We start from the raw sequence: 25,302 nt of genomic DNA on the forward strand, positions 1-25,302 counted from the left end.
GCCGCTCGGAAATGGGAAATCAAGGTATCGGCGGATGGGAGGCGGGCCGCTGCGATCAGCGACCCGCTAGAATGCTCAGTCGATCTCCTGGACGACCGTCCGGGTCGACGGATCGACCAGCATCACGCGCTCGCCCGAGTAGACATAGCGGTACTTCCTGAGCGAAGGACCCCAATCGGCGGGCACCGCCTCGAGCTCGACCTCGCGCGGGACGGGCTGGCCGACCACGATCTTCTGCTGCACCGGACGAACCTTGTGCTCGGTGACGTAGGTGCGGATCTTGGTGCGGTATTCCGGCTCGATCTGCACGGCGGCCGAGTGACCGGTGCCGGTGGTTGTGACGACCGTCGACTGCGCCATCGCGCCCGTCGAGATCAGCGCGGCCAGGGCCGTCGTCACTAGAAGATTGTTCATGTTGTTCTCCTCGCCGCCAGATGCGGCATGCGAGAACCCGCAGATGATGGCAAGGTTCCGGAAAGAGGCAGGAGAATTGCCATATTTTCCCGAACGTCGGAGGCGAGAGCGCGGGAAGTCGGCTCGGATCAAGGATTGGCTCGAGCCCCGAGAGCGTGGTCCGCCAGGCACTCGGTAAGGTCATCCCTTCTGCAGCACGGTCGAGAGCGCCGAGGCGTCATTCAATATCGAGAAGACCTCGCGCGAAGACAGATGCGCGGCGGCTTCCTCGAACGTCTCGCTGGCATCCACCTTGGCACGTCCGACCGCCAGGTTGGCGTCTACGGTATCGGGCCTGGCAGCGCGCGGTGGCGGCAACTGGGCGACATGAAAGGCCAGCAGCTCGGGGGCTTCGCGAAGCTCCGTGAGAGCGGGTTTGATGCCGACCTCCGCCGCCGCACTCAATTCGTTGGCCCGGCGCAGGATTGAAGGCGGCTCCCGGTCTTCAGGGGTGGCGAACAGTTTGCCGGACGACGGCCTGGCCGTCAGCGCCCCGATAGGAACAGCGAACAGCAGCCCGACGATCACCGGCGACATCCAGAGCAAAAGTGGCAACGAAACGGCGTAGGCGCTTGCGGCCATCGCAACGCCGCACAAGGTCGGGATGCCGTACTTCCGATAGAGCTCGCGGCGCTCCACAGTGCCGTCGTCTCGTCTTTGCGTCTGCCATCCGGCATCGCGGCCGGCCAGAATCTCGACGACCGCGATCGACTGAAAGATCATCATTACGGGCGCCATCAATGCAGAGATGACGATCTCCGCGAGAACTCCGGCCGAGGTCCGCAACGCGCCGCCGAATTGGCGCCTCACCGGGCTCCGCGTCCAAACGACGACCAGACTGAGCAGCTTCGGCAACAACAACAGTCCCATCGTGGCGACGAACACCCAAATAGCGAGCACGGGATCCTGGGCCGGCCAGGTCGGAAAGAGGGAGAAGCCCTTGGGAAAATACTCCGGGCGCACGAAGCGGGCCTGGAGCGAGATCAGCATCCCCAGCAGCAGGAATAGCAGCCACAGCGGCGCCGTTAGATAGGCCCCGATCCCCACCAAGAAATGCAGGCGCGATACCCAATGGAGACCGCGAGCGGGCACCACGGCGAGATGCTGAAGATTGCCCTGACACCAGCGCCGGTCGCGCGCGGCGAAATCGAGCAGCGAAGGCGGCACCTCCTCAAAGCTTCCGCCGAGCGTCGGCAGCATGTAGATACCCCACCCCGCCCGCCGCATCAGCGCGGCCTCGACGAAATCGTGGCTGAGGATGTGCCCGCCGAACGGCTTGGGTCCCCGAAGCTGCGGCAGCGCCGCCGCTTCCGCGAACGCCTTCACGCGGATGATCGCGTTGTGGCCCCAATAGTTGCCTTCCGAGCCGTGCCACCAGGCCACGCCGGCGGCGATCATCGGCCCGTACAGCCGGCCCGCGAATTGCTGGACGCGGCTAAAAAAACTTCGCGCGTTGACCACCATCGGGAGCGTTTGGACGAGCCCCGCGGTCGGATTGGCCTCGATGGCATGGACCAACCGGACGATGGTCTGTCCGCTCATGAGACTGTCGGCGTCGAGCACGATCATGAAGTCGTAGACGGCGCCGAACCGCGTGATCCACTCGGAGATGTTGCCGGCTTTCCGCGCCGTGTTGTCGGCGCGGTGGCGATAGTACAGTCGCGGCGTCCCCACCGCCTGCCGTAGCGCGAGCAACGCTTTCTCCTCGGCGACCCAGATGTCCGGGTCGGTGCTGTCGCTCAGAACGTACCAGTCGAACAGCTCCCCGTGCGAGGTCGCCTCCAAGGATTCGATCATCGCGCGAAGCCGCGCCGTCAATCGGTGCGGGTCCTCGTTGTAGGTGGGAAGCAGCATGGCGGTGCGGCTCACGATCGCAGGCAGCTCCGCAACTACCGCGGTCGGATGGGTCAGCAGCACGAAGAACCCGGCGAGTGCGGAGGCAAACGAGAAAGCCACCCACGCGAGCAAAACGAGGAACAGCACCAGCACCATGGCTTCCAGTACGGTGACGCCGCCGACCTCCAGCACGCGATACATCTCGTAGCCGCCCGCGCCCGTGAGCGCCGCCGTCGCGAGCAGAATGAGGCCGCGGCGCCAAGCCATCGCGGAGCCCACCGCCGCAGGAACGCGGTCGGGGACCCGGGCCTTCCCGAGGTTGCCAGGAGCCATCGGAAGCGGCGTCTCGCGAGGCAGCAGGCGCTCCGTCGCGATATCGCCGGCGACCGGTCGCGTCGCCGTGGTCAGGGGGCCCATCGGTAGACCCAGACTTCCGACAAGGGCTTGTCACCCTCGGTCAGAAACGCGCGCAGCTCGATCGGCTCGCCTTTCACCTGGCACTGGAAGCTGAGCCGCCAGCCACCGGTGTAGGGATTGGGCTGCGTGACGATGTTCTTCACTTCGGACTTCTCCGCCGTCACCACGCCTTTCACGCCCGCGGGATCGATGCCCTTCAGGTTCTCACCGACCAGATCGAGGACGAAGAGGCGGGCATCCTCGCCCCGCGCCCCTATTCCGCTTCGCGTGAAGCGCGCCAGCGAATGCGGCTTCGGGCTATCCGGGCCCCAGTACAGCCGATAGGTGTAGTTGTGTTCGCCCTTGGCCTGCAGGGGGTTCTTCGGCCGCCAGAACGCGGCAATGTTGTCGTGAACCTCCTCCTTGGTCGGGATCTCGAATAGCGTGACCCCGCCCTCGCCCCAATCGCCGATGGGCTCCATCCAGAGACTTGGGCGTTTTTCGAAGCTGGACTCGATGTCCTGGTAGGCGAAGAAGTTTCGCTCCCGTTGCATCAAGCCGAAGCCGCGGGGATTGAGATCCTGAAAGGTGCTGATCTGCAGATCGCGCGGATTGCTGAGCGGGCGCCAAAGGCTTTCGCCCTTGCCGTTGAAGATCGCCAGGCCGTCGGAATCGTGGACCGACGGACGGAAGTCGTCGATGTCGTTGCGGTCGTTCGGGCCGTAGAAGAACATGCTGGTCATGGGCGCGAGACCGGCGCGCTGCATTTCGACGCGCGGATAGACCGACATTTCAACGTCGAACACCGTGGTTTCGCCCGGCCGGACGGTGAAGCGGTAGCTTGCCGCGCAGCTTTTGCTGTCGAGGAGAGCTTGGATGACCATCGAGGTTGCACCCGACGCCGGCCGCTCGAGCCAGAAGGCCTTGAAGAGCGGAAACTCCTCGCCCTTGGCTTCGCCGGTATCGATCGAGAGTCCGCGGGCGGAGAGCCCGTACGTCTGCCCCTTGGCCACAGCGCGGAAATAACTCGCGCCCAGGAATACGCAGACCTCGTCGTAATAGTCGGGACGGTTTATGGGCGCATGGATGCGGAAGCCTGCGAACCCGAGATCCGTCTCCTCGAACGCCGGGACCTTCTCTCCGAAAGAAAAGTCCGCCTTGCGGTACTTGATCTCGGCGACCTTTCCATCCGCGACCTCGAAGATATTCACCCTGTTCTTGTAAAAGAAGCCACGATGGAAGAACTGCGCTTCGAACGGAAGATTCTTGCCACGCCAAAGGGCCCGCTCAGGCAAAAAGCGGATCGAACGGTACTGGTCGTAGTCCAGGTCTTTCAACCCGGCCGGCAGCTTCTCGTCGGGCGCCTCGAACGGCTTGCTTGCGATCGCACGGGCAAGATCCCTCACCGTCGACGGGCCAAAGGTCTCGTCCGACGCAGCGGCGAAGCCGCTGCGCGAGGCGAGTAGCATCGCCGGCAGTAACGCCGACCCTTGAACAAGCTGGCGTCGGTTCACGTGTACTCCTCGCTACTGCTGCCGCGGCCAAGCAACGATCACCATGGCCCGTGGGTTCCACGGCCCGCGTATAGTCCCAGAGGTACATACTTCCAGCATCATTGGCCGAGGCTCTGCCCGTAGGCGTCGGTGGCTGAGAGACCGATTGCGCTCCCGCCCGCACCAAGTGGAGCACAACCATGCCTATTGCGCGCTTGCTCGCGGACATCACCATTGCGCCAGAATAGCGGAACGCTCTCGAGTTGGCCTTCAAGGCCGCTCTCCGAAAACTCGAACTCGTCGATCGCGAGGGCCCTTGTGCGCTGTCGTCGCAAGGAAGATGCTCGAACTTCATCAGCGCGGTGTGACCGATGCTGCCGCACTCTCCGATCTGACCATTCGAGAAATCGGTAGGCAGCGGTTCAACTCAGCGTCGGCTCGCTACGCGAATGCCCGGCGAGTACCTAACTCCCTTCGGTGCCGCAGCGATTAACTTGCCGCCTGCTCGGCGGCGCGGCGGGCCCGTCGTCCGGTCGTCTTCACACGCTCGTTCGCCGTTTTTTCCGCTTTGGCGCGCGATTCGCATTTCTCCCGCAGGTCTTCGATCTCTTCGTCCGTGAGATGCTCGATACCGACAAGGGAGTTTCGCGCCGTCCCGACGCGGATCAATTCGTCAAGCTTGACCTGCATGGCTGCGCTGTCGCGGTTCTGGGAATTCTGAATGAGGAAGACCATCAGGAAGGTGACGATGGTGGTGCCGGTGTTGATGACCAACTGCCACGTGTCCGAATAGCCGAACAACGGACCGGTGACTGCCCAGATGATGACCACCAGGGCCGCGAGCACGAAGGTCGACGCGCGCCCCGCAGCCTGCGAGGTGCGGGTAGCAAACTCGCCGAAGAAGCGGGCGGTGCCGCCTTCCGTTTTCTTCCGCCTATCACGCATGAGATCCTCCGATTTTGAGAGAACGGGCGAAGAGGTTCGCGGGTTCCCCGTAAGGCGCATCGACCACTAGCCTCAGTCGAAAGTATGAACGTCCGCAATGGGATCTGCGGAACTGGAGGGCAAACGTTCCGGTTGGATGCCCAGCATGGCTCGGATCGAAGACTACGCCTTGATCGGCGATTGTGAGACTGCGGGTCTGGTCGGGCGCGACGGGTCAATCGACTGGCTCTGCGTCCCCCGCTTCGATTCGGACAGCTGCTTCGCGAAGCTACTCGGCGATGAGCACAACGGATACTGGAAGATTTGCCCCGAGGCTCGCTCGAGCAGCGAACGACGCTACCGACCGGGCACCTTGATCCTCGAGACGAACTTTACGACCGACTGCGGCCGGGTCCGCCTCATCGATCTCATGCCGCCTAAGACGGATCTCTCGAAGGTCGTCAGAATCGTCGAAGGACTGGAGGGCGAGGTCGAGATGCGCAGCGAACTTGTCGCGCGCTTCGACTACGGGACCAGCGTACCTTGGGTCAGCCGCCTTGAGGACGGAGCGGTCAGCATGGTCGCGGGCGCGTCGATGCTACTGCTCAGGACCGCGGTGCCGATGCGCGGCGAAGCCATGAAAACTGTGGGCTCGTTCTCGGTCGCGCGCGGCGAGACCGTGGCTTTCGTGCTTTCCCATCAGATATCCTACCAGGATCCCGCCGCTCCCGAGGACCCTGCGTCTCTTCTGAAACAGGCAGAGGATTTCTGGCGCAATTGGTCCAGCCGCTGCAAGACGGCAGGGCCATATTCGGAGGCGGTCCAGCGATCCCTGATAACTCTCAAAGCGCTGACGTTCGGGCCGAGCGGCGGCATCGTCGCCGCCGCTACGACGTCGCTGCCGGAGCAGATCGGAGGCTCGAGAAATTGGGACTACCGCTTCTGCTGGGTACGTGACGCCACCTTGACGCTACTGGCCCTCGTGGGCGCGGGCTTCTTCGACGAAGCGCGCGCTTGGCGCGACTGGCTCGTCCGCGCCGTCGCGGGAAGTCCGCGGCAGCTCCAGATCATGTACGCGGTCACCGGCGAACGCAGGCTGACCGAGTGGGAAGTCCCGTGGCTCTCCGGATATGAGAACTCCAAGCCCGTCCGGATCGGAAACGCGGCGCACACCCAGCTTCAGCTCGACGTCTACGGCGAGCTGATGGACGCCCTATATCAGGCGCGCCGCGGCGGTCTCCGCGAGAACAAGCGCGCCTGGGCAGTACAATGCGCGCTGCTCGACCATCTCAAGAGCATCTGGAGCCAGCCGGACGAGGGCATATGGGAGGTCCGGGGCGGCGCGAAACACTTCACGTATTCCAAGATCATGGCGTGGGTCGCCTACGATCGGGCCATCAAGTCGGCTGCCGAGTTCGGCATGAAGGGCCGCGTCGAGGAGTGGGAAGCGCAACGAGCCGCGATCCACGACGAGGTGTGCCGGCGCGGCTACGACCTTGAGCGCAAAACCTTCGTCCAGGTCTACGGCGAGCCGCAACTCGACGCGAGCTTGCTGCTGATCCCGGCCGTGGGCTTTCTGCCACCCGAGGATCCTCGCGTGATCTCGACGATCCAGGCGATCGAACGGGAATTGCTCCAGGACGGTTTCGTCCGGCGTTACGATACGGGTGCGACGAAGGATGGTCTGCCGCCGGGGGAAGGCATGTTCCTGGCCTGCAGCTTCTGGCTGGCGGACGCCTACCATCTGATCGGCCGCGACGCCGAGGCCAAGGAATTGTTCGAGCGGCTTCTCGCGCTTCGCAACGACGTCGGCCTGCTATCGGAAGAATACGACATTTCGCGGCGGCGCTTGGTCGGAAACTTTCCGCAGGCCTTTTCTCACATAGCCCTCGTCAATACCGCCCACAACCTCACCCACCGCGAAAAACCCTCGGAGCACCGCGGTAGCAAGAGAGCCCTCCCCAGCGAGGGAGATGAAGCCGCGCGCTCCGACTAGGAGGTCCGCCATGACAGTGAATTCAACCGACCCGGCCGCTCCGGCAAGCCCGGGCGAGCGCTTGCGACCGCAGGCCCGCTTTCCCGTGACCCTGGAAGGGCAGCCTGCGCTGGTGACCGGCGCCAACTCAGGTATCGGCCGCGCGGTCGCGCTGGGGCTGGCCGCGGCCGGCGCCGACGTCGTCGTCAACTATGTCGTGGATCCCGTCTCAGCCGAAGAAGTCGTTCATGAAATCGAGGCCCGGGGCAGAAAAGCGATCGCAATCAAGGCGGACGTCAGCAACGAGGATGACGTCCGGTCGATGTTCGCCCGTGCCATCGATCATTTCGGCACGTTGCACATCGTGGTGAACAACGCCGGACTGCAGCGCGACGCGCCCCTCCATGAGATGACGATCGATCAGTGGAATAAGGTGATCGGCGTCAATCTCACCGGCCAGTTCCTATGTGCCCGGGAGGCAGTCCGCGAATTCAAAAGACGGGGCATCGTCGGTGACATCTCGGCCGCGGCCGGCAAGCTCGTCTGCATGAGTTCGGTCCATCAGGAGATTCCGTGGGCGGGCCACGCGAACTACGCGGCATCGAAAGGCGGCGTGATGCAGATGATGCGAAGCATCGCGCAGGAAGTCGCCCCCATCGGCATCCGCGTCAACGGCATCGCACCCGGCGCCATCCGGACGCCCATCAATCAGCGCGCCTGGGAGACGAGGGAAGCGTACGAAAGCCTGATGACGCTGGTGCCCTACAAGCGCATCGGAGAGCCGGACGACATCGCGCAGGCGGTCGCCTGGCTCGTCTCCGACGCCGCCGACTACGTCACCGGCGCCACCCTGTTCATCGACGGCGGCATGACCCTATTCCCCGGCTTCGCAAGCGGAGGCTAGGCAAAGCCTCAGGGTCATGATCCCAACGAGAACCGCTGGTCGCATCGCTTACGCAGCAATTGGAGGATCGAACTTTGGTAAATGGCGCACGGGCAATGGCTGCAGGTAAGATCGCGCGCAAGATGGCGAGCGCTCTGACATCGGTTCTGAAGCGCCGCTCGGCGGTGAAGAAGGCAAGTAAGACGCGGGAGAAGAGCGCAAGCCAGGTCTCGCCGCCCCCAGGTCGCGAAACATAGCTGGTGCTCCGATGCCGATCTGGTTGACCGCCGGCCTTTGGGGGCTGCTTGGTGCCTCATCGCTGCTCCTGGGAGCAGCCGTCGCATTCGTCCTCAGAATGCCTCGGTACGTTACCGCGGGGATCATGTCGTTCGGTTGCGGCGTGCTGATCTCGGCCGTGGCCTACGACCTGTTGGAGGACGGGTATCAGGAAGGCGGGATCTGGCCGATCGTCGCCGGTGCCGTTGCGGGCTCCGCAATGTATGCCCTTGCCGATTGGGCGGTCTCTCGAGCAGGCGCGCATTCACGTAAACGGTCCGGGGACCAGCAGGCGAACGCCGGCCAAGGCGGAGGGTTGGCGATCGCAATCGGGTCGCTCCTCGACGGGGTTCCGGAAAGCGTGGTTCTGGGGCTCGGGCTGTTGAGCGGGAAAGGCATCAGCCTCGCTATGCTGGCAGCTATCTTCCTGTCCAATTTCCCGGAAGGACTGTCCAGTGCGCTCGGCATGCGAACCGCGGGTCGCTCCCGGCTCTACATCTTTGGCCTTTGGGCAACGATCGCCGTCCTCTCCGGGCTTGCTGCTTCCGCGGGAGCGGCTTTCCTTGGCGGAGCTTCCCCTCAGGTCGTTGCTGCCGTGAGTGCCGTCGCTGCGGGCGCTCTCCTGACGATGGTGGTGAACACCATGGTGCCCGAAGCGGTCGAAGGCGAACAGAAGCTGGCCGGCTTGCTCGTTGTCGTCGGCCTCCTCGTCGCCTTTGCGCTCTCTAACTTAGGAGAGACTTAGAACGCCGGGCCGTGCGATGCAGAAGCAAGGCTGTTGTCGGACGGGCCCTGCGGGTCGCTCGCGACGTGAAGGGGAAAGCCTGGACTTCACCCTCTCCAGGACGACAAGCGACGATCGATTGGCGTCCTGAAGCGCCTCGAAATCGACTGAGAATGACACCCTGAATCGCGGAACGGGTGGTACACAGGGGTGGTCATGAATCCTTGTTTTCCGCGGATTTTCACACAATCGCGGCGAAGGGGGAAGAGAGTCCCACTGACGCCGAGATTTTCCGCGCCAGACTACGATTTCTGCGAAAACATACCGGGCGCGCGTGTCAAATACCACGACAAGGCGCCGCTTCACCCTTTCTCGAACGCGACAAGTTCAGCGTTGAGCTGATCCTCTGCAAACGGCTTTTGCAGGATTTTGCAATTTCGCCATTCTTCCTCGATCCCTGCTCCGTAGCCTGTCGTGAACAAGAATGGGACGTCCCTGGTCTGCAGCATCTCGGCCAGACCATAGCTGAATTCGCCGGCGAGGTTGACGTCCAAGAGGGCTACATCGAATCCGCCAGCGTCGATCAAGCTCGTTGCTTGTGGGACATTAGTCGCCTTGGCAACGACTTCGTGGCCCAGTTCTTCGGCCATGTCTTCTATCATCATGGCAATTAAGCTTTCGTCTTCCACCACCAGCAGCCGCAGCGGCATGTCGATCTCCAAAGGTGCATCTCAGGCAAGATAGAAAGGTTTTGCCGACCATGACCTAGCCGGCGCCCCGCAGACGAACGATTTTGGGATCGTCGAACTCGGCAAATGCTTCGTGGAGCCGGCGCGCCAACTCTTCCTCCTGAAACGGCTTCCTTATCAGCCTCGCGTGATGGATCTCTTCAAGAGCCTTGAGGTCGGCATAGCCGGTCGCAAAAAGAGTCGGAAGATGCGGTCGGAGTCCATGTGCCTTCTTGGCAACCTCCACGCCGCTCATCGCCGGCATGGCGTAGTCCACTATCAGAGCGTCAAAATGCTCCGGCCCGGCAAGGATATCCAAGGCGGCGGCGCCGCTACCCACGCTGACAACGGAGTACCCCAGCTCTTCGAGCATCACGCCGACCACCTCGCGAACGGCGCTGTCGTCGTCGACCAGAAGGATTGTCTTGGCGGAGGCCCGGCCTGACGCGGTCTCGCTTTTCGGCGTCTGCCCAGGGGCCTGGGAGACATTGGCGGCGCGAGGAAGATAGACGCTAACGCTGGTACCTTCCCCTGTAGCCGTCCTGATCTTCACGCCACCGCCGGACTGCTTGGCGAACCCGAATACTTGCGGCAATCCAAGGCCTGAACCTTTTCCGACCTCCTTTGTGGTGAAAAACGGCTCGAACACATGGTCGAGAACATGTGGAGGAATGCCGGTACCGGTGTCGCTCACCGTCAGGACCACGTAATCACCCGGAGGCGGGTCGGCCGGCCTGGCCGGCGGTTCTTTGACGACCGCCTGACTGGTTTCGACGGTCAGCGCGCCGCCGATCTCCATTGCGTCCCGCGCGTTGATGGCCAGATTGAGAATGATCAATTCGATCTGGGTCGGGTCAACGAGTGCTGGGGCTAGGTCGCTCTTCAACACGGTTTCGATCCGGATTGAGCCTTTCATCGTGCTCTGCAGAAGCTCGCTCATCCCGGTCACGGTTTCATTCAGGTCGACGGGCTTTGGCTCGAGCTTCTGGCGCCGCGAGAACGCCAGCAACTGGGCGGTAAGTGTGGCTCCTCGCTCAGCCGCGGTCCGCATGTATTGGAGGCGCGATCGGACGTCCTGCTCGCGCTCCGGCTTGTCGAACCGCTTCTCCACGAAAGCAATGTTGCCCAGGATGACCGTAAGAAGGTTGTTGAAATCGTGAGCGACCCCGGCGGTGAGCTGTCCGACGGCCTCGAGCCGCTGCATCTGCCGGAGGGTCTGTTCGACGCGCTCCCGCTCTTCGATCTGCCGGGCGAGTTCGGCGTTGCGTTCAGCCAGCGCGGTCGCTGCCGCTCTTTCGGCGGTGCAGTCGCGTCCAACGAGATAGATGGCTTCCTCATCCGGCGCCGCATTCCAGGTGACCCACCGCCATTCGCCGTTCGCATGGCGGATACGGCTTTCGAAGCGACCGACGGTGCGATCGCGGATCGTATCGGCAAGCTGTCGCTTCACCTCGGTGCGCTCTTCGGGGGGCAGCAACAGATCGAACATGCTCTCCGTAAGGGTGCCTTCGGCGTACCCGAGCATTGTGCTCCAAGCCGGGTTGAGGCGCCGCAATCGTCCCTCCCGTCCGATCACGGCGAACAGGTCTGGACTGAGCCGCCAAAGGCTGTCTCGCTCCGCGGTTCGTTCCGCGACGCGACGTTCCAGGTCGGTCGTGAGGTCTTCCAGATCCTTCTTCGCTCTGCGTTCCTCGGTGATGTCGCGCACGACCCCGACAAAGCGTTTGAATTCCTTCTCTTCGAACAATGCCTGACCGCGGGCGGCTACCCAACGCTCGCTGCCGGCGTCCGAGAAGATACGATATTCCGCACCGAACGTGCCATCGTGTTCGCGAGACCACTTCGTCGCCTGGCGGACAGCCTGATGAAGTCGGTCGCGGTCGTCCGGATGACAGGCGGCAAGATAGTCTCGATAACCCGGCGATTTCTGGACCGGCCAGCCGAGCATCGCCTTCGCGCTGGCGTCCCACTTGAGCTCTCTCGTCGCCGGATCATAGTCCCACAGGCCGAGCTTGGCCGCTTCCATCGCCAGACGCGCGCTGACTTCGCTGCGGGCCAAAGCATCTTGGATCTTCTTGGCCGATGCGCGCTGGCGGGCTTGTTCGAGCGCACGCTCTACCGCTGTCGACAGCCGTGTGAGATTCCGCTTCACCACGTAATCAGTGGCGCCCCGCTTGAGCGCGTTTGTGGCAAATTCCTCGCCAACGACTCCCGATACGAAGATGAAGGGAAGATCGGGCTGCAGAACCGTGGAGATGTTCAGTGCCGAGAGGCCGTCGAAATCGGGCAATGAATAGTCCGCCAGCACGATGTCATGGCCGCCGCCTTCCAAAGCCGCGACGAAATCCCGTCTGCTGTAGACGCGGTCGAGTGTGAAGCCCAATTGGGCCTTCGATAGATGCGCCGCCAGCAGTTCGGCATCGATCTCACTGTCTTCAAGCAGCAGAATGCGGATAGGCTCTTGCTTCATCATTGGGCCTCGTTGGTGAAGGGGCGGGGAGGCGGCTCGTTCAGCACGGCCCAAAACATTCCGAGATCCTGGATGGCTTCGAAGAAGGCGTTGAAGTCCACGGGCTTCACGACAAAGGCGTTGACGCCCAGTTCGTAGCTCTTCACCAGATCGCGCTCCTCTCTCGAGGAGGTCAGCATCACGACGGGGATCTGGCGCTGGTGGCGGTCATTCTTGACCTTTTCGAGAACCTGCAGCCCGTCGATTTTGGGAAGCTTTAGATCGAGCAGCACAACGGCCGGATCGCCGGGCGGCCTGCCTTCGAAGCTGCCTCTCGCGGCCAGGTAATCGAGCGCTTCGGCTCCGTCGCGAGCAATGACGATCTCGTTAGCCAACTGGCACTTCGCAAGCGCCGCCAGCGTCAGCTCGAGGTCTCGCGGGTTGTCTTCAACAAGCAGAATCGGTCTGAGGTCCGGCAATTAAGAGCTCCTCTTCTTCAAATCTTTGGGGCGCGGCAAGGTGAAAGTGAGGGAGGCGCCGGCCCCTACCTTGCCTTCGGCGCTAATTGAGCCGCCGTGGCGGTCGACGATGCGCTTGGCCAAGGCCAATCCGATGCCAGTCCCCTCGAATTCCTCGGCCCTATGAAGGCGCTGAAAGACGCCAAAAAGCTTGTCGACGTACTTCATCTCGAAGCCGACGCCGTTGTCAGCGACGATATAAGTCGTGCTGTTCGCGTCTTCGTGGCCTGAGATGGTGATGATGGCCGGGTCCCGCGGCGCCGTATACTTGATGGCGTTGTGAAGCAGGTTCTGAAGCACCTGACGAAGCATGGCGGGGTCGCCATAGCCTATTGGAAGCGCCCCTACCTGCCATTCGATGTTTCGCCCCTCGGTCTCCGTCCGCAACGAATGCCTCAATTCGTTGACAATCTTGGCGACATCGACGTTCGACTTGAGAAGCTGAGAGCGCCCGAGTTGGGAAAAATGCAAAAGGTCGTCGACGAGCCTTCCTGCCGAGATGGCGGCGCCCCTAATTGTTTCGATGTAGTGACGCGACTTTTGATCGAGCCCTTTCTCCTTGTCCGACAGAAGTTCTGCGAAACCGACGATGTGCCGGAAAGGGGCACGCAGATCGTGCGAAATCGAATAGGAAAACGACTCCAGCTCCTTGTTGGCGGCTTCCAGCCGGTCCGTGAGTTCAGCACGCTCCTCCGCAGCCTTCAGCACAAGAGTCTGAATCGACGCGCGGAAGCCGAGCGCGCTCTCCACTTCTGCCGAAGTCCACGGCTTCGACTGCTGACGGACAAGCTGTTTCCAAAGGTCGAAAGACTTGCGCGGATGAAGCCGGCCGGCCCCGCTCTCCATAGGCTTGTTGGGATCGCCTCCCCAAGCAACCGTCTTGACGACTTCGGGCCTGAACCAGATGATGTAATCGCCCCGGATCTGCGAGATGGAGACCGCCAGCACACCACTGGCTTTTTCGCTCAAGAACTCGCCGCCCGACCATATCGAAGCCAGCGAATTCGTTTCCAATACGTCGTGCCCGGCCTCGAAGAGCCACGTCGCCAGATCACGTATCTGGCGCTCGCTCGGCGTCTGACCGGTCGTCAGTATGCCGCCCTGCACGACAACTGCAGCGCCTTCCGCATCCACAAGCCGCAGCCATTCGTGCGGATTGTTTACCAGCCCGCGCTGAAACGAAGTCGCGACCGAAAGCTTGCTGAGCAGCGACGTCTCCACGCTCTTCAGCTCAAGGCGTTCCGCGGCACTGCTTGCCTTCAGGCGCGAGCCAATCTGCAGCGACACGACTTGAGCGAGGATGTCGCATGCGGTGCGGATCTGCGCGTTGACCATCCGAGAGGCGCGGCTATGCCCGGAGATGAGCCCCCACAACGCACCGTCGACGATGATTGACATCGACATCGACGACGCCGTCTCCATGTTGCGCATGTATTCGAGATGAACGGGCGAAACGCTGCGCAGCGCCACCTGCGACAGGTCAAGCGGCAGTCCGTTGAGGGGACTGATCGAGGGTTCGATCTCGACCGGATCGTAGCTGGCGTCAGGAATGAGCCGGATCCTGTTCAGGCGATAGAGCTCCCGCGCTTGAGCGGGAATATCGGATGCGGGAAATCGAAGGCCGAGGTAGGAAGGAAGAATTTTATTCGTGTCTTCGGCCAAAACCGTGCCGTCGCCGTTACCGTCGAAGCTGTAAAGGAGAACTCGATCAAAATGGGTGATTGCCCGCACCTCGCGGGCCACCTCCTCAGCGATGCTAATAATATCGTGGGCACCGGATATGCGGTCCAGAAAGTCCCGCAACCGCGGGTAAAGACCATCCAGCGTCGACTCGCCTGGCCGCGGCGGTGGTTCGAATTCCAACAAGAGTCCTTGGGGGCTGCGGTGGGCGGTGAGCTGAAGCTGCTGCGATCCGACTGCAACCAGGTAGAAAAGCGTGTTTTCGCCTCCCGACAACCACCCACGGATTTCCTCGCAAAGCGTGGTCGCTTCCTCATAAGCAGAGAGCAACGCGTCATTGCGGACATCGAACCCAAGCAGTCGGCGAGCGTTCGCGCTCTGTTGCAATATCTTCAGGGTTTCAGGTTCGACCACCAAAAGCGCGCCGTGAGGCTGAATTGCTCCCGGGATCTTAATGGGCTCTGCGGCACACTCTTCAAGATAGCCGTCATCCAACTCGGTCACTGGGTGATGCCTTCTTGACTCAGAGCTTATGGCAAGCAAATGCCGGTGGTCAGTAGACTTTTCTGGGATGCGGATTTGCGCATAGGGAACGGAATGAACTTAACCCAAGTTCCGGCATTTTGTTCCATGATGCGAAGGCGGGGCGAGATTTGCTCGCTATGACAAGTGTTTACTGTGGACTCTGACCCTTCGCGTCTCGCGCTCCGAACGTCGAGGGCAAGAAGAAATACAGTCGTACTCGCAGGCGAAAAGGCGCTGAGGCCAACGTCGGCGCTTCGCCGAGCTTCTGATGGTGCTTGAGCTGTTGCGCGCCTGTTCATCGAGAGCACGACTAACGCCGGCTAATGCAACTTACAGACAATCCGGCGAGATGGTCCAAACCGCCGTATGCTTGATCTCGGCGTCTTCTAGATCGCGGGTCACCGGTACGCGATAGTCGGCGAGTCGGACAAGCTTTGCCTTCGGAAGGAAAGTGCGCCCGGGATCGCCGATCAAGATAGTCGCACCGGCGCGCGCATGGTCGGCCAGAAATGCAAAGGCACGCGTCGCGGTGTCCCCCTCATAGAAAATGTCGCCCGCGAGGATGGTCTGCCATCGGCCGTTTGGTTGAGTGTCGAGCACGTCCTCGCCGCACGACGTGAGGTGGACCTGGTTGACCTCCGCATTGAGTTCGGCCGCCGCGATCGCGAAGGCGTCGATGTCGGACACGGTCACCCCGACCGCGCCAGCCTTCTTCGCCGCGATGCCGACGAGTCCGGAGCCAGAAGCGATATCGAGCACATGCCGGTCCCGCACGGTATCGGGATGATCGAGCACGTAGCGCGCCAGGGCTTGGCCGCCTGCCCAGGCAAAGGCCCAGAAGGGCGGGGGGAGGCCAGCCTCGTTCAGCTCGTCCTCGGTCTGCTGCCAGATAGGCAACGATTCATCGGCGAGGAAGATAGCGATTTCCGGCACTAACGGCACCGACCGCAGTCGGGTGTTGGCGCGGATGAAGGTTTGCCGGTCGGAAATGGTCGTGGCTGTCAAGGCGGGCCGTCTCTGTCTCGGCCTCCTGATGACTAGCACGAACCGTCTCGACGCGAAGGCGGGCGCAGAGCTGCCGCAAATTGTGCGCTTGTTCACATGGCGTTTGCCATAACGGTTCGCACCGACCGCCTCTCACGGCGTTTCGGCTTCGGCCAGTGATCCCATGTCCGACCATCGAGGGTTCGCCCCGTCTTCTTCTTGTTCTTTCCACTCCATTGCTTGAAACGGAAAGCGACATCGCCTGCCGTCCGCCGATCCAGTACCCTGGTGGTACCATCTCGAAAGCCTCGCACCGCGTTACCCCTTGAATTTTCTGGGCGACTCCGCGAAAATCGCGGACATTGAAGTGGCGCCGGCTTGCAACTCCTCAAATCGCGCGACTTTCGGGACGGAAGCGATACCAAAATGTTATGGAGCCGCGAGAACACCGCCGGGCTTAAGCTGGATAGACCTTGGAAGTATCTCTTGATACCCGGTGCGGTCATCCAATGGTTCATCTACATGTTTCCCACCGGCACGTTCAGCTCCGTTGTTTCGGATACGCGGCACGCCCGCAGTCCTATCATGACGTTCGTATACAGCGCCGGTTTCTGGGTGCTCTTGCTGTTCGCCGTCTTCGGGGCCCTGTCGGGCCCCAGGTAGCGCCATGCCCAGGAAAAGCAAGGACGGCGGTGCGTTCGAGCTGATGGCCTTCGCTGCCGTCGTAGTCGTGGTTGCCGCCTTCTTTCTCTTCAAGGTCGCGGTGACGGTCGCCGTTTTCGGAGCGCCGCTCATCGCATTCGTTTCGTACTTCGCTTTGGTCCAGAGGGAAAGTCCCGCCATTCCTAGGGCCGAGGAGTACGATAACGACGAATTCCGCCGTGAAGTTATCGACCTGTTGGCAACTCGCGCTGCGCTGATGCAAAGACGAGAAGAGCTCTTTGCGCAGGGGCACGAAGCCGGAATCGATCTCACGAAGGGAAGCGACTATCAGCGCTTCCGGGAGAATTCTGCTCTGGGCCGCCGGTTGAATCAAGAGATCGACGAGACGAAAGATCTGATTGATCGGGCCGAGCAGTCGATCGATTTCGTCAAGCGCGCCGTGATCGTCACCTTCCCGCCCTGGGAGTCGGAGGTGGCGAGGTGGGTGAAGCGACAGAGCCTGGCCATCGCGATCAGACGGGCTGCGCTCTACGTCGTGCCGGCCTTCGCGCTGGGCCTTCTTGTGCCGGGCCGGCTGCACTGGCTCCAGTCGGTCTTGTTGGTCGATCCACCGGTCAATCTCGGCCCGCTCGTCTTAGGTGTCGGGGCGGGATACGTCGCGTTCCTGGTCCATTGGCTTATTGCGAAGGAATCCCTGGCCTCGAGCCTCGACCGGACGCCCTTCGACCAGTGGAGCGATTTGCGGTATCGATGGTCGGTGGATACGGGGTATGAGGAATTCCTTCCCGATGGAGCGCAGCCGCCGCATCTTGAAGGAGACTCCTCGTCCGATGACAATGATGCTGCGAACGGCCGGACGGGAGACGATTACGGGGACCGGGAAGATCCGACCGAGGCCGTGCCGCCATGGCCGGAAGTTCTGCAGGTCCCGCGCGACGCTCCGATCGCCGAGATCAAATCGGCGTACCGCAAGCAGCTCAAGGAAAACCATCCGGACAACGTCGCAATGTTGGGCGCCCGGATCAGGGCCGCCGCGGAGCTGCAGTCGAAGTTGATCAACGCCGCCTATGAGGAAGCCCGTGCCGAGCGGCAGTTCTAGCGAAGCGATGGCACCGGGCCGAGCAAGCTCCTTCCGACCGCTCCGCGGGCCCGGATGAGCCATGCACCAGATCTCGAAGAGCCTTCTGCTCGCTTCGACGAAATCGGCGATCATGCAATATGCCGGCATGTCGAGGACGAATGCACCTCCTCCGGAATCCTTCGTTCAACACCTCTGCGCGCTCTATATTTGGCAGCAAACGGGGCGCATCGTGCGCGTCGAATTTCCGGCACGCGACTGCGCTCATTTGAATTTCGATCGCTCGCGGTTTGAGCATTTGAGCCGCAATTTCCTGGTCGACCTGGTATGCCTACGGTCGGAGGCAAGGAATCCCGACGACATCGAGGCGCTGGTCGAATTCAAACTTTGGACTGCATCGAAACATGTCGGTGGCGACGTTTCTCGTCTGCGCGAGTTTTTGAGCTTTCTTCCCGCCCATGAAGGGGGCGGCGCGAAGGGATACGTCGTTTGCGTGCCACACTATCCGAACATCGCTCGGGTCAGAGAGGCAATATCCGCCTTCTCCGGGCGTTTTCGGCTCCCCGGCGACGATCCGCATACTTCAGAGGTTTTTGAGACCGGCAGTTCGGGCGCTGCGGCGGGCATCGTCGTTCTGGACGTCCAGGAGTGTCGGCTGTCGTAGAGATCGCCGGCGGCGTCCTCGGATCCGACCTCGGCGGCGGATCGCGCGAGTACCAAAACCTGGCTTTGCGTGGATGTCGACCTGCAGATCCTCGGAAATCACACCCTCGCGGGGATTCGCAGACGTCAAGACGACGGCGCCTGGCCGGAGTAATCGGGGCGCTGACCAAACCCGCGAAAGCAGGGTATTCTAGGTCGATGACGTACGGAAAGCTGTCATTCCGCCAGCGTAACGCGCCTCTTCAAAAACTCGTCCACCGCCTGCAGCAGCAGAACATGCATCTTGGTCCTCTCTCGATGCGCGATCTCACGCAGCGCGTCGTAGGTCGCCGGCTCCAGATAGAGGGACATCTGGTGCGCTCGCTCCTTCAGTGTGGCACGCGGTGGCGAGGCTGGCGCGGCAGCCTCGCCAGGATGGGCCGACAACTGGCGAAGCGATTGGCGCTCGACCCGGGCGGCGCCGGGCGCCGGCGCCGCCCCATCGAAGCCACTACGTTCGGACGCGAGATCGGGCGCAAGCGCCGGCGCGTCTCCAACCAGATCTCTGATGGTGTTCTTCCGTTTCGACATCCCGATCCGCTCGCTCCTCGGAGCCCTCGTGGCTGTCCTGTGATCCTCTGATCCTGTGACGCCCTGATCCCGTGATCGAGTGATCCTGCGATCACGGGAAATATGGACGGCGAAGCTTAAGAAGGGCTGTTGTGCTGGACGGGACCGGCTACCCCGGATCGGCGCCGATCCAGCTCGTCCGAGACGTCTCGGATGGCCCCGAAATCAGTCGAGATTGACGGCCCGAATCGGGTAACGGGTGGTACACGGCGGTGGTCGCAAATCCGATCGGGCTTTTTAGGAATCCTTGTTTTCCGCGGGTTTTCGCGCAATCGCGGCGAAGGGGAAGAGAGTCCCACTCTCTCCGCCAGTCAATCCTATGATTTGTTGACGAGGCTTCGCGCTCAGAACGGCAGCTTGCGCCCGTCGTCCTGCCAGATCGGCGGCCCGCAGCCTTCGGACTCTTCGCCTTGCCGGTCGCCCGGATCGACCATCCTGATGCGCAGACGGCGCATGGTCTTCTTGGTTTCTTCGATGCTGAAGCCGCGCGCCTGCAAGTCGGCCAGCGCCCGCCTCAGGAGGTCGTAGTCCGCCGGGGTCAGCATGTCCGACCAAGACGAGGTCGCCAGCGCCGTCGCCAGCGCCAGGCCGACGTCTGTGGTCGTGGGAGCCTTGCGCCTGTCCATCTCGCTGCGCCACCGGGCCGTCCGCAGACGCTGCTGCGCCTTTTTGAGTTCGAGCGGCTGGCGCCGTCGACGAAGTTTCACGAACAGGTTGTCCGGCCTGTCCGGGTCACGCTGGAAATACGCGCCCCGGGCCTCGTCCATCTCCGCGATCCGGTCGGCGTCCGCTTGCGTCAGTTGCCGTCTGAGCTTCGCCATGCTCTCTCCATCGTTCCGACCGGGTCGACCGATCCGCTAAGCCTTGGTTATCCGGGCCAGCTCAGCAAGAATCAACAGATCGAACGACGTGGACAGAGACTTCGCATCGGCGGTCCGCAGGCCCTGCAGCCCGGGGCCCGGAGGCCTTCGACGACATGGAGGCCGAAGGCTCCGTCGGGCTCCAGAAGAATGCGATCAGGATCCGACCGGCTCAGCATCGGGGCAGACGACCGCATCGCAGAGCATGTTGCCGAGCGCCGCAGGCATGGCAGACCGACGATGATCCAGCGATTTGGCCTCCGAAGGTCCGTCGACAGGGTCAAGCCAGGGAGGTTCGATGGATTGGACCGGGTTCGCCGGAGCCGGAAAGGCCTCGAAGGCGCCCGTAGTCAGAGTCGAGGAGGAATGCTCGATGGTCTGATCTGGAGAGAGGGTGTGCTTTTTATCTTTGTACATGTTCGCGGAATCCCGGGACCGCGAAGCCCTGGGCCGCGGAACAGGCGCCGGGCTGTTGAAGATCAGGTCGATGGCCCTGTCCCAGTTGTCGTAGGCGAAGCTCTTGCCGACGAAGTCCAGGCCCTTGATGATCTCGGTCTTCCGGGCGGTCATCTCGTCGGCGACCAGGCCGGTCACGGAGAGCTGCTCGCACATCTTCCAGAGGGCGACGGCGGAGCGCGTGGCGCCGGAGCGCACGCCCCGCTTCTTGATGCGCTCTTCCGGCGTCATCAGGCGCTCGTTGCCGTCGGCATCGAGGATAGGCACGACCTTGAGATCGTCGTCGCGACCGCGGTTGATCGCGATGCGGCTGCGGCTCCTGTTGAGCTTGTCGATGCAGTAGCGGGCGGCGAAGGCGCAGCGCCCCTCAAGGACTCGGTCCAAAGACGCGCTGGCGGTGATCTCGGCCTCGACGTTGGGACGGATGCGGTCGTCGAACCACTGCGTCAGCGTTTCGACTCCATCACGCGCGGCATCCAGGAAGGAGAGATCGCGGATGCGGAGCATCTTGGCGACCAAAGGCTCGATAGTCACGCCGATCGTCGCCCACATCAGGTTCGAGGGCGTCAGGATCTCGCCGTCATTTTTGGCGGCGTCGGCGCGCATCTCGGCGCCGCGCCTGGCAAGATCCGCCTCGTCGACCTTCATCGAGAACTTCGGGATGGCGATGAAGTCGTCCAGCTCGCTCCAGTGGTCCTCATTCGCGAGCAAAGTCGTCCAAAAAGGCGAAAGCGGGTTCTTGGGTTTGAAGATGTTCCAGCAGCCAGGGTCGGCGCCGAGCGGCAGCAGACGGGCGACGAGACCGCGCTGTACGGCGTGATACTTCTCGATCGGGCCCTTGCGGCAGCGCTTGTCGCCGTAGATCTTGACCTCGCCCGTCGTCGGGTCGGTCGTCTCGCGATAGGGCTCGTTCCAGACGCAGGCGTCGCGGACTGTACCGTCCTTCGGGTCAACCACGTAGGGATTGAGAAACCAGATGCAGTGCGGCCGCGCGAACTGCCCGCTGCGGGTGATCCTGCCGACGATGAGGTTCGGCAGCATCTGGGCCGGCAGGTGCTGCAGCAGCGCGAGGCGGAATGCCGCGGCGGACGCCCACACGGTGTCGAACTCGACGACGATGCAGCAGTGGCGCGTGGTGTCCAGTTCGACGTACGGGCAATCGAGCGCGATCAACTTCGTCGCTGTAGAGAACAGCGCACCCTTGTCATAGCCAGCGCGGATGCGGCCGCGGCGCGGCACGATCTGCGCGAAGCGGGCGAACGACGGCGACAGGTGGCTGCGCAGCACGCCCTTGCCGAGGAATTCGTGGAACGGGTCGTAATGGTCGCCGGCGTAAACGCCGGGCTTGGCGAGCAGGAAGCCGTGCTCCATGCGATCGGCGCTCTCGGCGGCCTGCTCGCGGGCTTTGGCGGCGAACTCCTCGGCCTTCTTGCGGGCAGCCGCCTTCTCGGCCTCGTCGACGACAACGGCCTCGGCCTCTACCTTGGTGCCCTGCTTCGCGAGACCCTTCATATGGCGCTCGGCGCGGCGCTGCTGCTTGTCGGCGTTCTTCTGCTTCTTCGCCTCGAACTGGGCCTGCGCCTTCTCCTGGCTTTCGGTTTGGAAGGCCAGCATGTGCCGATGGATGCTGTCAGGAATCCGGTCGACGTGGCGATAGAAGTCGGCTTCGAGCGCGACCTCCTCCGTGCTGTCGTCGATCACCTGCGCCAGCTGGGCGTCGGTGAAGCGGTCGCGGTCGTCCGGGTGGATGGTGGCGGCGAGCATGACCCGCTTGAGGACCAGCACGCCCTGCTCTGATCCGATGTTGCGCCGGGGCGCCTCGATTGGATTGCCCGCCCAGTCCGTCGGCTCGCCCATCTCGATGAGGCGACGGAGCGCAGGGCTGGTTGCCGATGCGAGATCGGCCTGGCGGCTCTCCTCGGCACGGGCGACCTTGGCCTGGTGCTCGGCGTCCTGCTTGCGCTTCGTCAGGTTGACGGGGCGCAGCTTAGGACCACGACGCTTCTTCGCCTTGCTGGCGGGCGCCGGGGCATGCGTCAAGGATTCGAAATCTGGTGCGGTGTCCAGGTTCATGCGAGCTATCCAGGGAACAGCAATAGACCGGACGCCCGCAAGCGGCAATGCCTTACGGCAGACTGTGGCAGACAGCCCACGAATCCTGCTGGGGGCCGCCGGCGCCGCCCACCTAGGCCCCGGAGCCACGGTCGGAACGCGCAGACGAGTCCGGGTCCGGACTCGGTTCGTGGCCCGGGCCACGTTTCTAGACTCGAATTGTTGGAGGCAGACGTTTCTAGTCTAGCAACGTCGATATGGGGGCATCAGTCGATGGTGCGCGAAAGGTCAACCGACTGTAACGGCGTCGATTTCTCGAACGACAATTAGAGTCTTGTAACATCAAGATCTCGAATTGTGAGCGCGCCTACTTCTTCTTGAGACGGTGCGAGTTGTCGATGGGCGCGTCGGCAGGATCGGTCGCCTCGCCGTCCTGCTCGAGGTGGCCGCCGACAGGCGCTGGCCAGTAGGATTCGGCTTCCTCGAACCAATCACGCGGTGGCGCCATGCCGAACAGCAGCTCATGAGCTGTGGAAAACCTCTGCCAGCGGTCGGCGGTCCGGAGCGGATCCCGCGATCTCATTTCATAGGGGGTTGGGCCCGGCTTGACGCGGCCCATGGCGTCGAGCTGCGGGTTGCGCGGGTCGGCGGTCAGCCAGCGGATCAGCAGCCGCTCGATGTAGTGCGACCGGGAGACGCCGGACTCATCGGCGCGCAGCGACAGCAGCTTGAGCAGGTCGTCGTGGGCCCGCAGCGTGATGCGCTCCGAGCGGTTCTCCCCGTCGTCACGGGCGGACGGTCCTGGCTTACGGCGCAGCTTCCTGTTCTTTGGGAATCCAGTAACCATGATCAGGCCAAATCCTTGCTTTTAGTGCATCTTTGTGCGCACAAAGATAGCCAATGGTGGCGACTTGGCGCGGGTGATAACATGGCTTCCAAGGATTCGTCGAGGGGCAAGAAGCGCTCCAACACCGCCGATCTGCTGCGCCTGATCGCCGAAGACCGAGCCGAGGGCGGCCGGCGGCCGCCGCCGACGTCGGGGCACCCTGCCCTGTCTTTGTTGCTCGTCGGACGCTGGGATGACGCATTCGGAATCCTGCATCAACTCTCCGAGGAGGTCATCGGCGCCGAGCGCGCGCAGCGCCTGCTGGACAAATGCGGCGACCGCGTCGCCGTGCAGGAGGAGATCCGCGAGACCATCGAGGCGCTCTACTCGCGCGGCAACCGGAAGGACGGCGAGCTGGCGCTGGCCTGGTCGATGATGACATGCCGCGCGACCCACCCGGCAAGCTTCCGCAGCGTGCTGCCGCAGCTCCAGTACGCGCTAGATGCCGCCGACCTCGATGCCGACGACGACGGCGACTGCCGCGACCGGCTTCGCTATTGGTGGCAGTGCGGCGCCGGCGCCTTCGCCCACGAAAAGCGCTCGCCGTTCGCGATCGCGGCGGCCATGCTATCCGGAGCTATCATCAAAGAGCCCGCCTTGGAGTCGCCGGCGAGCGAGGTCGACACGGCCCAGTGGTTTCGGTCCGCGTATCCAGGCCCGACGCTGGTCGTGATGCCGGCGTCCAGAGCTACGAAGCTGAACAACCACAACAAGCCGTTCGCCGAGATCCTCGACAAGCCGCTGCCGCTCGTCTGCGCTCGCAACCTCGACGAGGCGCGGAGGCGCCTGGCGCAAGAATTCCCGCACGCAGCCACCGCGCTGTCGATGCTGTTTCGCGACCTGCGCGAAGGCGAGGCGGTGCTCGTCAAGCCCATGCTGCTAGTCGGGTCTCCCGGCGTTTCCAAGTCTCGGATTGTGAGGAAGTTTTCGGCCTATCTCAATCTTTACGTGCAAAGATATGACGGTGCATCCAGTAGTGACGGCCAGTTCGCGGGTACCTCTAAAGGCTGGTCGAACACCGAAGCATCCGTGCCCGCTCGCGCCGTGCTCGCGAGCCGGACGGCCAACCCCGTGGTGTTCGTCGACGAGATCGACAAAGCCAAGTCCAACCATCATGGCGGGCTGGTCAACTCGATCACGGGGTACCTCGACAAGGAGACATCTAAATTCATGCGGGATCAGTCGACCGACTGTGAATTTGATCTGTCCATGGTGTCGTACTTGGCCACCGCCAACGACGTCAGCGGGCTGCCGGAGCACATCCGCGACAGATTCCGCATCGTGCGCGTGCCCTCCCCGCGGCTCGTCGACCTGCCCCTGCTGGCGGCGTCGATCGTCGACGACATGCTCACCGAGGACGGCGACGAGTGGGCCGGTAGCGTGGCGCCGTTTGCGCCCGACGAGCTGCGCGTCATGGCGAAGGCCTGGGAGGCCCGCGGGTTCTCGATGCGAGCGCTGCAGAAGATCGTCGCGGCAACTTTGGAAGCCCGCGACGCCTGCCAGATGAGGCACTGACGATGTCGAATAGTGGTTGGAAGCAAGACCTGGCGCGCGATCTCGAGAGCTTCACCCTCGGTGAGACGCCGAGCGCGTTCGAGCAGCTCCGCGCGCCGACAATCGAGAACTGGACGACGCAGGTCCGCCGCGTCGGCAAGGAGTTCAAACTGGTCATCAAGGGCCAGGCGCGGAAGCACCCTGACTACGACGACGGCGAGGACATCTGCACCGCGGCGATCCACTGGTTCGACCGAAATGGCCGCTTCGCTCGTTCCGCGCACCGGCTCTATATGCTGGGCGAGCAGCGGGGCGACGAGATCCCGATCGAGGGGATCGACGAATAACGCCCGAGATGGCCCGCCTGCTGGAGCGCCTGCAGACCGGCTGGCGCCCTCGCCCAGATGAGATCGACATGCGGATCCCCCAGCGGACGATGGCGAGGTGGGAATTCTGGCCGAGCCGCCACGCGAGCCGACCTCACATGCTGATCGCCGGCTGGCCCGTCGACGACGACGGCGCGTGGCCGCAGTTCACTGAGCAGGTCCTCTGGATCGACGAGCGCCTCGAATGGGCGCTCTGCGAGGATGGATTCTGGTGGCTCCAGTGAAAGTTTTTCACTCAGAAGTCGTGAACGGTCAATTAGTTATCGTCGTGCAAAGGCGTGGCATGATGAGGAACACGTTGGCTCAGGTCG

General features: G+C 62.8%; 21 protein-coding genes. 8 read left to right on the forward strand and 13 right to left on the reverse strand.

The genetic code is table 11. The features are described from left to right. Positions 1-75: 75 nt before the first annotated feature. The 4 genes from AC0WRY_RS26765 to AC0WRY_RS26780 all read right to left on the reverse strand — a co-directional run bounded on the left by AC0WRY_RS26765 (position 76) and on the right by AC0WRY_RS26780 (position 5,123). Positions 76-414 carry a DUF1236 domain-containing protein gene (locus tag AC0WRY_RS26765; protein ID WP_028141944.1) on the reverse strand — a complete coding sequence of 113 codons (339 nt, stop codon included), beginning with the start codon at positions 412-414 and terminating at the stop codon, positions 76-78. A gap of 180 nt (positions 415-594) precedes the next feature. Beyond that, positions 595-2,706 carry a glucans biosynthesis glucosyltransferase MdoH gene (gene mdoH, locus AC0WRY_RS26770; RefSeq protein WP_194403771.1) on the reverse strand — a complete coding sequence of 704 codons (2,112 nt, stop codon included), beginning with the start codon at positions 2,704-2,706 and terminating at the stop codon, positions 595-597. Next, positions 2,694-4,154 carry a glucan biosynthesis protein G gene (locus tag AC0WRY_RS26775; RefSeq protein WP_097664814.1) on the reverse strand — a complete coding sequence of 487 codons (1,461 nt, stop codon included), beginning with the start codon at positions 4,152-4,154 and terminating at the stop codon, positions 2,694-2,696. The genes mdoH and AC0WRY_RS26775 overlap by 13 nt, the downstream gene beginning before the upstream one ends. A gap of 513 nt (positions 4,155-4,667) precedes the next feature. Then, positions 4,668-5,123, reverse strand: coding sequence for a low affinity iron permease family protein (locus tag AC0WRY_RS26780; protein ID WP_028141941.1), 456 nt, complete (start codon positions 5,121-5,123; stop codon positions 4,668-4,670). A 145-nt stretch (positions 5,124-5,268) separates the two neighbouring features. Here AC0WRY_RS26780 and AC0WRY_RS26785 point away from each other — a divergent pair, with 145 nt between their 5' ends. From AC0WRY_RS26785 to AC0WRY_RS26795, 3 genes are all read left to right on the forward strand, one after another. Continuing rightward, positions 5,269-7,098 carry a glycoside hydrolase family 15 protein gene (locus AC0WRY_RS26785; protein ID WP_461327750.1) on the forward strand — a complete coding sequence of 610 codons (1,830 nt, stop codon included), beginning with the start codon at positions 5,269-5,271 and terminating at the stop codon, positions 7,096-7,098. Then, a complete protein-coding gene (locus tag AC0WRY_RS26790; RefSeq protein WP_244429559.1) occupies positions 7,076-7,981 on the forward strand; it encodes a glucose 1-dehydrogenase in 906 nt (301 codons plus the stop codon). Before AC0WRY_RS26785 ends, AC0WRY_RS26790 begins: the two co-directional genes overlap by 23 nt. 247 nt (positions 7,982-8,228) lie before the next feature. Next, on the forward strand, positions 8,229-8,981 hold the full coding sequence (locus AC0WRY_RS26795; protein WP_028141939.1) for a ZIP family metal transporter: 753 nt from the start codon (positions 8,229-8,231) through the stop codon (positions 8,979-8,981). A 341-nt stretch (positions 8,982-9,322) separates the two neighbouring features. Here the strand turns inward: AC0WRY_RS26795 and AC0WRY_RS26800 are convergent, their stop codons facing one another. The 5 genes from AC0WRY_RS26800 to AC0WRY_RS26820 all read right to left on the reverse strand — a co-directional run bounded on the left by AC0WRY_RS26800 (position 9,323) and on the right by AC0WRY_RS26820 (position 15,865). Beyond that, the gene (locus AC0WRY_RS26800) at positions 9,323-9,670 is read right to left on the reverse strand and encodes a response regulator (RefSeq protein WP_028141938.1); all 348 of its coding nucleotides are present in this window, start codon (positions 9,668-9,670) and stop codon (positions 9,323-9,325) included. A gap of 55 nt (positions 9,671-9,725) precedes the next feature. Then, positions 9,726-12,161: a response regulator gene (locus AC0WRY_RS26805; protein ID WP_194403772.1), complete on the reverse strand. Its 2,436-nt coding sequence runs from the start codon at positions 12,159-12,161 to the stop codon at positions 9,726-9,728. Further along, positions 12,158-12,616 carry a response regulator gene (locus tag AC0WRY_RS26810; RefSeq protein ID WP_028141937.1) on the reverse strand — a complete coding sequence of 153 codons (459 nt, stop codon included), beginning with the start codon at positions 12,614-12,616 and terminating at the stop codon, positions 12,158-12,160. The genes AC0WRY_RS26805 and AC0WRY_RS26810 overlap by 4 nt, the downstream gene beginning before the upstream one ends. Continuing rightward, complete coding sequence (locus tag AC0WRY_RS26815) at positions 12,617-14,839, reverse strand: ATP-binding protein (RefSeq protein ID WP_050990944.1); 2,223 nt, start codon at positions 14,837-14,839, stop codon at positions 12,617-12,619. It lies immediately after the preceding gene. A gap of 351 nt (positions 14,840-15,190) precedes the next feature. Beyond that, complete coding sequence (locus tag AC0WRY_RS26820; protein WP_194403774.1) at positions 15,191-15,865, reverse strand: class I SAM-dependent methyltransferase; 675 nt, start codon at positions 15,863-15,865, stop codon at positions 15,191-15,193. Positions 15,866-16,511: 646 nt separating this feature from the next. Between AC0WRY_RS26820 and AC0WRY_RS26825 the strand changes: the two genes are divergently transcribed. Then, on the forward strand, positions 16,512-17,606 hold the full coding sequence (locus AC0WRY_RS26825) for a J domain-containing protein (RefSeq protein WP_210346987.1): 1,095 nt from the start codon (positions 16,512-16,514) through the stop codon (positions 17,604-17,606). 61 nt (positions 17,607-17,667) lie between these two features. Beyond that, a complete protein-coding gene (locus AC0WRY_RS26830; RefSeq protein ID WP_194403775.1) occupies positions 17,668-18,249 on the forward strand; it encodes a hypothetical protein in 582 nt (193 codons plus the stop codon). Between the two features lie 215 nt (positions 18,250-18,464). Here AC0WRY_RS26830 and AC0WRY_RS26835 read toward each other — a convergent pair whose 3' ends face one another. The 4 genes from AC0WRY_RS26835 to AC0WRY_RS26850 form a co-directional block, all read right to left on the reverse strand. Beyond that, positions 18,465-18,818 carry a hypothetical protein gene (locus tag AC0WRY_RS26835; RefSeq protein ID WP_194403776.1) on the reverse strand — a complete coding sequence of 118 codons (354 nt, stop codon included), beginning with the start codon at positions 18,816-18,818 and terminating at the stop codon, positions 18,465-18,467. 383 nt (positions 18,819-19,201) lie between these two features. Beyond that, positions 19,202-19,678: a hypothetical protein gene (locus tag AC0WRY_RS26840; protein ID WP_194403777.1), complete on the reverse strand. Its 477-nt coding sequence runs from the start codon at positions 19,676-19,678 to the stop codon at positions 19,202-19,204. A gap of 195 nt (positions 19,679-19,873) precedes the next feature. Then, a complete protein-coding gene (locus AC0WRY_RS26845) occupies positions 19,874-22,429 on the reverse strand; it encodes a hypothetical protein (protein WP_210346988.1) in 2,556 nt (851 codons plus the stop codon). Positions 22,430-22,592: 163 nt separating this feature from the next. Continuing rightward, positions 22,593-23,072 carry a ribbon-helix-helix protein, CopG family gene (locus AC0WRY_RS26850; RefSeq protein ID WP_194403779.1) on the reverse strand — a complete coding sequence of 160 codons (480 nt, stop codon included), beginning with the start codon at positions 23,070-23,072 and terminating at the stop codon, positions 22,593-22,595. A gap of 81 nt (positions 23,073-23,153) precedes the next feature. On the opposite strand from AC0WRY_RS26850, the gene AC0WRY_RS26855 reads away from it, so the two are divergent. Genes AC0WRY_RS26855 through AC0WRY_RS26865 form a run of 3 tightly spaced genes read left to right on the forward strand, consistent with a single transcriptional unit; the run spans position 23,154 to position 25,215 of the window. Then, positions 23,154-24,626 carry an AAA family ATPase gene (locus tag AC0WRY_RS26855; protein WP_194403780.1) on the forward strand — a complete coding sequence of 491 codons (1,473 nt, stop codon included), beginning with the start codon at positions 23,154-23,156 and terminating at the stop codon, positions 24,624-24,626. Positions 24,627-24,628: 2 nt separating this feature from the next. After that, entirely contained in the window at positions 24,629-24,952 is a 324-nt protein-coding gene (locus tag AC0WRY_RS26860) for a hypothetical protein (protein WP_194403781.1), read from the forward strand. Between the two features lie 8 nt (positions 24,953-24,960). Beyond that, positions 24,961-25,215, forward strand: coding sequence for a hypothetical protein (locus tag AC0WRY_RS26865; protein ID WP_194403782.1), 255 nt, complete (start codon positions 24,961-24,963; stop codon positions 25,213-25,215). The last annotated feature ends 87 nt before the right edge of the window (positions 25,216-25,302 follow it).

The organism is Bradyrhizobium sp. T-12, assembly GCF_058314695.1.